This is a genomic window from Lentzea sp. NPDC006480, assembly GCF_040611995.1.
Classification (GTDB): domain Bacteria; phylum Actinomycetota; class Actinomycetes; order Mycobacteriales; family Pseudonocardiaceae; genus Lentzea.
In genome coordinates this window covers 1-9,708 of the sequence record NZ_JBEXPJ010000252.1, presented here as the reverse complement: position 1 = coordinate 9,708, position 9,708 = coordinate 1, and the positions used below count along the sequence as shown (strand labels likewise).

Here is a 9,708-nt window from a genome sequence, read left to right as displayed (position 1 = left end):
ACGTCCGCAAACGTTCTTTGCATAACTGATATATCGGCGGGGTGCGGGCGGGTCAGTTCCAGCGGTCGTGGAGAGGGCGGGCGCCTGCTGCTTGCTCGGCCCACGGCACCCAGGCCGCGGCGGCACCGGCGGGGGAGGACCAGGGCTCGTCCGCGTACACGAGGCGGGTGCCCGGCTGGTCGAGCCAGCGGAGGACGACGCCGGTTTCCTCGGGCGGGGCGCCGCGGAGTGGACCGGCCGTGGGGATGACGGTTTCCGCCGACGCGACGAGGGCGTCGACGACCGGCATCGGGCGGGTGCCTCGGCGAGCGACACCGGCGGAGGCGAGACGGCCGTAGCGGACGACCGAGAACTCCCAGCCGCCTTCGCGGTCCGGGCGGGCGGCGACGAGCTGGGGGAGTGCGGCGAGGGCGGCCAGGCGCTGGGCGCGGTCCAGCGAGCGGACCAGGCCGGCCAGGCGGTCGCGGCGGCGGGCGGCTTCCTCGAAGCGTTCGGCCGAGGCCAGGCCGCCGAGTTGGGTGATGAGCGTGCGCAACGGGTCGGCGCTGCGGCCGACGACGAGGTCTTGGACGGCGACGACCGCCGGGGAGTACTCCTCGACGGTCTGGCGGCCCGCGCAGGGGGCTTTGCAGCGGCCCAGCTCGGCCAGAGCGCAGGGCGAGGCGCGCTGGTTCGTCGCCGGGATCTTGATCGTGCAGGAGCGGAGAGGGACGGCGTCGAGCAACGCGTCGGCCACCGACTCGGCTGTCTGGCGCGTGCGGAAGGGGCCCAGGGCGCCGTCGCGGGGATTTCTGACCAGCGACAGCCGTGGGAACGCCTCGTCGGTCAGGACCAGCCACCAGGCGTGGTGTGGGTTCTTGGATCTGCGGTTGTAGGCGGGGCGGTGGGCGCGCAGCAGGCGTAACTCGCGCACTTCGGCTTCCAGCGGGTGAGCGCACTCGACGGCGTCCACGCGCACGGCGAGGGCGACCATCTCGCGGAGTCTGCGGCGGCCTTCGCTGGCGGTGAAGTACTGACGGACTCGGCGGCGGAGGTCCGAGGCCGTGCCGACGTAGAGCACCTCTTCTTTGGGGCCGCGGAAGAGGTAGACGCCCGGCTTGGACGGCAGGTGGGCCGCGAGGGAGCGCTTGCGGCGTTGCTCCGGCGTCACTTCCGGGAGGTAGGCCAGCAGTTCTTCCAGGGAGTGCACGCCGACGTTGCCAACGCGTTCCAGCAGCCCGTGCAGCACTTCGACGGTCGCGCGGGCGTCGGCGAGGGCGCGGTGGGTCGGCCGCGTCGTGGTGTGGAAGAGCTCGGCCAGCGCGGACAGGCGGCACGACGGGGCCTCGTCGCGGCTCAGCACGCGCCGCGCGAGTTTCACCGTGCAGACGACCGACGGCTTCGGCCAGCGGTAGCCGTGCCGTTCGCAGGCCGCTTTGAGGAAACTGATGTCGAAGCCGGAGTTGTGCGCGACCAGCACCGCTCCGGCCGCGAACTCCAGGAACGCGGGCAGCACCGTGTCCAGCCTCGGCGCGCCCGTGACCATCAGCTGCGTGATTCCGGTCAGCTGGGCCACCTGCACGGGGATGCCGCGCTCCGGGTCGACGAGCGTGGCGAACTCGCCGAGCACCTCGCCGGCCCGGATCTTCACCGCGCCGATCTCGGTGATGGCGTCCTCCTCGTTGCTCCCGCCCGTCGTCTCCAGGTCGAAAACGACGAACGTGATGTCGCGAAGGGGCGTACCGAGCTCGTCGAAGGACAGTTGACCGGTCACGATGTGGGACCGTAGCGACGGGGTCTGACAATTTTCGGCGCTCGGCCGTTCGTCAGTGCGTTGACCTGCGGTTCAGGGTCGGCTGTGCTGCTCTCGCGGGTGCTTGTCCAGATCGTTGTTCCGGAGGCCGGAGATGTCCGTGCGCTGCTCAGGCGCGGGGGCTCTAGCCTGTTGGGGTGCCAGACCCGATGCCCGAGCCAGAGTTCGACCAGCCTGCCGACGAGGCAGGTGAGTCCGCAGATGAGTCCACTGTGGACTGGTCGGCCCTGCCGGAGCCGCTGCGGGTGAGACTGGCGGAGCTGGGCGCGGACGCGTTGGGTGAGATGGCGAAGGTCGACGTGCCGCAGCATCTGCGGCCGGTGGCGAAGTTCGCGCCGACGAAACGGGCTCGGCTCGGCGGACCGCAGGTCGTCGCCGGCCTGCGTAACTCGGCCAACTTCCGCACGGCCGTGGTGGAGTGGCTGCGCAAGAACCGGCCGTCGACGCTGGAGGTGACGTCGCCGGACCCGGTGACGGCGGCCGCCGCGGCGGTGCTGACCGGTGACGACGTCGCGCCGCACTACGTGGAGCTGGTGTCGCGACGGGTCGGCGACGCGACGTTGCGAGCCGAGCGGGATGCCGCCGTGGTGCGCGCGGAACGGCTCGAGGGCGAGCTGGAACGGCTGAAGGCCGAGCGCAGCCAGCTCGACGGCGCGACCGAACGGGTCCGCGCGGATGCCGAGATCGAGCTGGAACGCCTGCGCAAGCGGTTGCGTGAGCAGGGCGTGAAGCTGCGCGAGGCCAAGGACGCCGCCGAGGCCGCGGCCGCCGAGGTGGACAAGATCCGGGTGCGCACGGCCGACGAGGTCAAGCGCCTCACCGCCGAACGCGACCGGGAGCGGGAACGCGCGGAGACCGAGCGCGGCAAGGCGCAGCGGGCGATCGCGGACGCCGAGGTGGCCCGTCAGTCCGCGCGGGAGGCCCGGCAGGCGGACGAGGTGCGGCTCGCGCTGCTCGTGGACACGCTCGACGGTGCCGTGACGGGTCTGCGTCGTGAACTGGCGTTGGGCGGCACCGGGCCGCGTCCTGCCGACCTCGTGCGAGGCGCCAGTGCGTCGCAGGGAACCGTTGGCCGGGTGGAGGACCCGGCGGCGCTGGACCGGCTGCTGGCGTTGCCCGCGGTGCATCTGGTGGTGGACGGGTACAACGTCACGAAGACCGGTTATCCGGAGCTGTCGTTGTCGGATCAGCGTGATCGGCTCGTGCATCAGCTGGCGGTGCTCGCCGCGCGCACGGGTGCCGAGGTGACGTTGGTGTTCGACGGCGCCGGAGTGGTGGCTGTGCCCGCGGCGGCTCCACGGGGCGTGCGCGTGCTCTTCAGCGATCCCGGTGTGCTGGCCGATGACGTGATTCGTGCGCTGGTCACCGCGGAGCCCGAGGGGCGTCCTGTGGTGGTGGTGACGTCGGATCGCGCGGTCGCCGACTCGGTGCGCCGCAGGGGTGCGCACCCGGTGCCGTCCGCGGTGTTGCTGGCCCGTCTCGGGCGCGTTTGATCACCCGGTAGCCTGACCAAGAATCGATCTTCGGCTCGATTCTGACGGTCTTGTTCTCGCGAAGGGGATCGGCGACGTGTCGTCGCGCAAACTCACCCGCGGTGTTCTGGTTGCCGCCCTGTTCTTCGGTGCTCTGCCGGCCGTGTCGTTCGCGGCGCAGCCGGTTGATCCGGCGCGCGCGTACGCCGATCTGACGGCGCAGGCGACCAAGCTCAACGAGGAAGTCCTGCGCGCGCAGGAGGATCTGGTGCTGCGCCGGGCCGAGCTCGAACGCGCCTCGGTGGATGTGGCGGCGGCGCAGCAGATCGAGCGGCAGGCGAAGTCCGACGAGGACGGTTACCGCGGCCAGGTCGACCTGATCACCCAGGCGTCGTTCGAGGGCGCGCGGTTCAACCAGCTGTCGGCGCTGCTCGTGGCGGACTCGCAGCAGGACTTCCTGAACCGCCTGGAGATGATGCGGGTCCTGGCGTCGGACAAGGCCGACTCGCTGGCCCGGCTGTCGGGCGCCGTCGAGAAGGCACGCCAGGCGCACCAGGCGGCGGAGAACTCGCGCACCCGCGCTGCCGAGGCCACTGCGGCGGCGGAGCGGTTGAAGGCCGAACTCGACGCGCGCGGCCGCGCGTTGCAGGCGCAGATCGGTGAGGTGCGTGCCGCGTTGACGCGGCTGCCCGCGCCGGTCGTGAACCAGCTGCGGGATCCGGGCGACCGGTCCGCGGTCAGCGTGCCCGCGGGGACGGCCGGGCTCGCACTGGCCTTCGCGCTGGCGCAGCGCGGGGACGAGTACCGCTACGGCTCGACAGGGCCCGACCAGTGGGACTGTGCCGGTCTGACGATGAAGGCCTACGCGTCCGCTGGGCTCAACATTCCGCGCACGTCCGGTGGGCAGGCTTCGGTGGGACGCGTCGTCACGCGCGGTGAAGTCCGTGCGGGCGATCTGATCGTCTACTACTCGAGCCGGTCGCACGTCGCCATGGCCGTCGACAACACGCGAGCCGTGCACGCCTCCACCGAGGGGCAGCCGGTGAAGATCGCGCCGATCGACGCCATCGGGCCCATCGCGGTGATTCGGCGCATCGAGGGCTAGCGTTGCGCCGATGAAGCACCTCAGGACGTTGCTGGCGATCACGGTCGCCATGACGTTCCTGCTGGGCCTGAGCGTTGCAATGCGGCCCGTTGAGTTGCCGCCGACGGAAACTGTTCATTGCAAAGAGGCGGTGCTCACAGCGTCGTCTGGCACTGTGACCAGCAGTTCCTGTGATGGCGAGCTGGCTGGGCGCGCTCTGGGTGTGCTGGACGACTCGGTGTCCGGTGTCACTAATATATTGGATATCAGTTGGTCGCGGCGGGTCGACGTCGTGATTCCGGCTTCGGACACCGAGTTGGTGTCGCTCGTCGGACCGGCGTTCGCGGACATGGCCGGGATCGCGATTCGGGACGGTTCCGGGCAGCGCGTGGTGCTCAATCGGGTGCGTGCGGCGGCGTTGACTCCGCTGGAGCTGCGTGTGCTGCTGCGGCACGAGATCACGCACGTGGCGACGCGCGACCTGACGTCGGACTCGGCGCCGCTGTGGCTGGTGGAGGGGTTCGCGGACTGGGTGGCGTTCCACGGGCTCGGGCTGTCGCTGCACCAAGCCGCGCCGTTGCTCACGTCCGGTGTCTCGGCGCTGCCGACTGACTTCAGCGGGGCCGGGCGTGATCTGGCTTACCAGCAGGCGTACTCGATCATGGTCTACCTGGAGTCGAAGCTGGGAGAGCGGGGCGTCGTCGACTTCTTCCTCCAGCACGCGTCCCGGTCCGCTGTGGAGCTGGGCGCGGTCGACGTGGCGGGCTGGCGCGAGTTCCTGCGGTCGAGCATCGGATAGCGTTGGTTCCGTGCGCCGAACTTTGCTGGTGACCAACGACTTCCCGCCCCGCCCTGGTGGCATCCAGTCCTACCTGCACGCGTTGGCGACACGGCTGCCCGCGGACTCGCTCGTCGTGTACGCGCCGAAGTGGAAGGGTGCGGCGGAGTTCGACGCCGCGCAGCCCTTCCCCGTGGTGCGGCATCCGACGTCGCTGATGCTGCCGACGCCCGATGTGCTCCGGCGTGCGCGCGAGATCGCCCGCGCCGAGTCGTGCGAGGCCGCGTGGTTCGGGGCGGCGGCACCGCTCGCGTTGCTGGCGCCGTCGCTGGGGCTGAGCCGCGCGGTGGCGTGTACGCACGGGCACGAGGTCGGCTGGTCGATGTTGCCGGTGGCGCGGCAGGCGTTGCGGGCGATCGGGTCCGGTGTGGACGTCGTGACGTACGTCAGTCGCTACACCCGCTCGCGGTTCGCGGCGGCGTTCGGGCCGATGGCGGCTCTGGAGCACCTTCCGTCCGGTGTGGACACCGATCTCTACCGTCCCGATCCCGCCGCGCGGGCCGAGATTCGTCAGCGGTACGGGCTGGGTGACCGGCCGGTGATCGTGTGCGTGTCGCGTCTCGTGCCGCGCAAGGGGCAGGACGTCCTGATCCGCGCCCTGCCACTGATCCAGCGCACGGTGCCGGACGCGGCGCTCCTGATCGTCGGCGGCGGGCCGTACCGGGGGACGCTCGAGAAGATGGCGGCCGGCTCGCGTGACATCGTGCTGACCGGCTCGGTGCCGTGGGAGGAACTGCCCGCGCACTACAACGCCGGCGACGTCTTCGCGATGCCGTGCCGCACCCGTGGCCGCGGCCTCGACGTCGAGGGGCTCGGCATCGTCTACCTGGAAGCCTCGGCGACCGGGCTGCCCGTGATCGCCGGACGGTCCGGTGGCGCGCCGGAGACCGTTCGCGACGGCATCACCGGCAACGTCGTCGACGGGCTCAACGTGGAGAACGTCGCCGAAAGGATCGCGGTGTTGCTCGCGGACCCCGAGATGGCCGCCAAGATGGGACGTGTCGGGCGTGAGTGGGTGAGCGACCACTGGAGGTGGGATCAGCTCGCGCACCGCCTCGAAGGCCTTATCGGCTGAGCGATATCCAATACGCGATATATCACGCCGTACCAGGCGTGGCGGCATTTGTGCGGCCTGCGTTGCCAATATGCGTGCGATGGCAATGGTATGGGAGTTGTATACCGAAACTCGTCGGTCTGGATGCAAGCCGTATATGGCGTGTCCGCCGAGACTGAGTGATATCCAATATATTGCGGTTGGGTGATCGTGTCCACGGCTTGCGTACTGACTGTATGCGAGCTGTGCGCGAGCGGTCGGCGAGCGGTCGACCGCCTGTATGCAGGACGTGCGCGGCGGCCACGCGCGTTGAGTGCATTGCGTGTGCCGAATCCGGAAGGCGTGCGATATATCGGATATCGGCCTATGACAACGTTGTCATTTGTGATATATGGGATATCGGCGGTGGGCTGCATATTGGATATCGGTTAGGGCCGTATGAGTTCGCGGGCGCGGATTTCCAGGGCGCGCAGGCCCAGTTCGGCGCTGCGGCGTGCGGCTTCGTCGGCGGCGGACCGGGATTCAGGATGGCGGTCGAGATCGCGCCACACCACGGCCAGTCCGATCAGCGCGCGGACCTCGCCGGAGGCGTAGCCGATGCGGCGAGCCGTGGCCAGTGCCTGGCCGAAGAGTTCGGCAGCGGCGTCGAAGTCGAACAGGGCGCGGTGGACGTCGCCGAGCGTGATCCGCACTGAGGTCGCCACCTGCGGGTCGCCGCCGTCGGCGACGAGCGACAACGCGCGCGAAGCCAGGGACAGCGCGGCCGAGGGGTTGCCGGAAGCGAGTTCCAGAGCGGCCAGGTTTTCGAGGGTCTCGGCCTCTCCGGCCGGGACGTTGCCGATCTCCAGGGCGCGGTCGAGGTGGTCGCGGGCCTCGCCGAGGCGTCCCTGCAGGCGCAGCGCCATGCCGAGGTAGGTGTGGCTGTCGGCGTTCGGGGCGAGCGCGAGGGCCTGGGAGAAGTGGTCGACGGCGCCGTCGATCTCACCGAGTTCCACCGAGAGCTGGCCGAGGTTGTAGAGGCCGGTGCTGATGCTGTCGGCCGAGTGCAGCATCGCCAGGCAGCGGACCAGCGCTTCCTTCGCCTCGGTCAGCTGGCCGGAGCGGCGGTGCACGAGGCTGAGGTTGTTCAGCACGCTCGCCTCGGCGTCCTTGTCGCCCAGCTCCCGGTACAGGTCGATCGCCTGGTTGTGATGCTCGACCGAGAGCGCGTACTCGCCCAGCCGCAGGTAGAGGGTGCCGAGGTTCGCGTGCATGGCCGCCTCGGCCGGGCGGTGAGCGGAAGCCTGAGCGGCCTGCAGGCCGTGGTGAGCCGTCGCGAGCCATTCGCCCACGTGCTGGCCGATCCACAGGTAGCCGCGCAGCGCGTCGGCCAGCTGCCAGGCCATCGGCGCCGGGCCGTGCTCGGCCGCCTGCTGGATGGCGGCGGTCAGGTTCGGGCGTTCCGCGTCGAGCCACGCCAGCGCCTCGGCGGAGGTCGTGATCCGGGGCGCGGGGCCGGTGGAGGACGTCGGCAGCCGCACGATGCCGGGGTAGAGCAGCTCGGCGCAGCGTTCGACGCCGCGCAGGTAGTGGTTCAGCAGGACCGTCCAGGCCAGCTGCTGCTCGGCCGGGGTGTCCGACTCCTCGCGCAACGCCGCCGCGTACCGCACCAGCTCGTCGTGGAACCGGAAACGGCCCGGCGAGACCGACACGACGAGCTGGGCGATCTCCAGCACCGTCAGCAGGCCCTCGGCGTCCACGTCGGCCAGCGCCGAGGCGGCCTCCGCGGTGAAGTCCGGTCCGGGCACCAGCGACAGCAACCGGAACAACCGCTGCGGCGCGGGCGGAAGTGCCGCGTAGGCCAGCTCGATCGGCGAACCGGAAATCGTCACGTCGCCGCGCCCCGCCAGGTACGCCGCCGCCACCCGCAACGCCAGCGGCAGATGCCCGCACCGGGCCGCCAGCTCCGCGTGGTCACCGGGCCCCAGCAGCTGACCGAGCAACGCCGCGGACTCGTCGGGAGCGAACACGTCCACCGGCACCGTCCGCGCGCCGTTCATCGCGATCAAGCCGCGCAGGTCGTCCCGCGACGTCACGATCACCCGGCACGACGCGGTCCCCGGCAGCAACGGCCGCACCTGATCGGGAGCGGACGCGTTGTCCAGCACCAGCAGCATCCGCCGGCCCGACACCAGCGAGCGCAGCATCGTGCTCTGCTCGTCCGCGTCCGGCGGGATCTCGTCCGGCGGCACCCCGAGCGCCCGCAGGAACCGCGACAGCACGTCCAGCTCGTCCGCCGGCGGCCCCAGCGAATAGCCGCGCAGGTCGACGTAGAGCTGTCCGTCCGGAAACCGGTCCCGCAGCAGGTGCGCCACGTGAACGGCCAGCGTCGTCTTGCCCACGCCCGGCTGCCCGGCCAGCGTCACGATCGGCACCGAGCCCGTGACCAGCCCGGAGATCCGCTCCACGTGCCCGGCCCGGCCGGTGAAGTCCGCGATGTCGTCCGGCAGCCGCATCGGCGACGCGGGCACGCGTTCCGGCTCTCGCTCGGCGACCGGAGCGGCCAGCGACGGCGCCCCCACGAGGATCGCCTGGTGCAACGCCCGCAGCTCGCCGGACGGGTCGATGCCGAGCTGCTCCTCCAGGATCCGGTCGAGCTGCCGGAACGCCTCCAACGCCTCCGCCTGCCTGCTGCTGCGGTACAGCGCGAGCATCAGCTGCGCCCAGAACCGTTCTCGCAACGGGTGGTCCCGCGTCAACGCGAACAGCTCCGGCAACAGGTCCGCGTGGTTGCCCAGCGCGAGCTCCACGTCGACCCGCTGCTCGTGCACGCTCATCAACAACTCGGTGAGCCGCGGCGCGTTCTCGGCGTAAAGAGTCTCCGACGGCACGTCCGACAGCACCGGACCGCGCCACAGTTCCAACGCCTCGGCAAACGCTTTCCGCGCCGTGACCAGGTCGTCCGCCGCGGCAGCGCTCCGTCCGCGAGCCGCCGCGTCGGCGAACCGGTGCACGTCCACGGCCAGCGGGTCGACCCGCATCCGGTAGCCGTCGGGGGCGGTCTGGATCAGCGACGGGTCGCCCAGCGCCGCCCGCAGCCGCATCACGTACGTCTGCAACGTCCCACGAGTGCGGGCAGGCGGCGTGTCGCCCCACACGTGCTCGACCAGTTCCGTCACGGGAACTACGCGGTTCGGCCGCAGCAGCAACGCCGCCAGCAACGCCCTGTGCTTGCCCGCCCGGAGCACCACCGAGGTGCCGTCCAAGCGCACATCCAACGGGCCGAGCAGCCGGAACTGCGGACCCGAAGTCATTGCCATCCCTTCGCGCGAGCCGGATCATCCCCGTGTACCGGACAGCGTAGTTGCGCCCGAGGTTGCGCACTGTCGCGGAGTGACATCGGCGCGTCAGCGATACGTCAGCGTCGTTTGGCAATCTTCTACATGTCCCGGTCGGGGGGCCGGGGCAACAAACTTCTCGGGTTCTGCG

Annotated in this window: 6 protein-coding genes; 4 read left to right on the top strand and 2 right to left on the bottom strand. The window is 70.7% G+C overall.

All coding sequences use genetic code 11. From position 1 onward, the window contains the following. Window positions 1-52: 52 nt before the first annotated feature. Window positions 53-1,753, bottom strand: coding sequence for a DEDD exonuclease domain-containing protein (locus tag ABZX92_RS43780; RefSeq protein ID WP_355571760.1), 1,701 nt, complete (start codon window positions 1,751-1,753; stop codon window positions 53-55). Between the two features lie 188 nt (window positions 1,754-1,941). On the opposite strand from ABZX92_RS43780, the gene ABZX92_RS43775 reads away from it, so the two are divergent. The 4 genes from ABZX92_RS43775 to ABZX92_RS43760 all read left to right on the top strand — a co-directional run bounded on the left by ABZX92_RS43775 (window position 1,942) and on the right by ABZX92_RS43760 (window position 6,261). Next, window positions 1,942-3,285 (top strand): NYN domain-containing protein, encoded by a 1,344-nt coding sequence (locus ABZX92_RS43775; protein WP_355571758.1) that lies wholly within the window; start codon window positions 1,942-1,944, stop codon window positions 3,283-3,285. Between the two features lie 76 nt (window positions 3,286-3,361). Continuing rightward, window positions 3,362-4,369, top strand: coding sequence for a C40 family peptidase (locus tag ABZX92_RS43770; RefSeq protein ID WP_355571756.1), 1,008 nt, complete (start codon window positions 3,362-3,364; stop codon window positions 4,367-4,369). A 10-nt stretch (window positions 4,370-4,379) separates the two neighbouring features. Next, window positions 4,380-5,147, top strand: a complete 768-nt coding sequence (locus tag ABZX92_RS43765) for a basic secretory protein-like protein (protein ID WP_355571754.1) — start codon at window positions 4,380-4,382, stop codon at window positions 5,145-5,147. 10 nt (window positions 5,148-5,157) lie between these two features. Then, on the top strand, window positions 5,158-6,261 hold the full coding sequence (locus ABZX92_RS43760; RefSeq protein WP_355571752.1) for a glycosyltransferase family 4 protein: 1,104 nt from the start codon (window positions 5,158-5,160) through the stop codon (window positions 6,259-6,261). Between the two features lie 407 nt (window positions 6,262-6,668). On the opposite strand, the gene ABZX92_RS43755 is transcribed toward ABZX92_RS43760, so the two are convergent. Then, the gene (locus tag ABZX92_RS43755; RefSeq protein WP_355571750.1) at window positions 6,669-9,533 is read right to left on the bottom strand and encodes a BTAD domain-containing putative transcriptional regulator; all 2,865 of its coding nucleotides are present in this window, start codon (window positions 9,531-9,533) and stop codon (window positions 6,669-6,671) included. Between the last annotated feature and the right edge of the window lie 175 nt (window positions 9,534-9,708).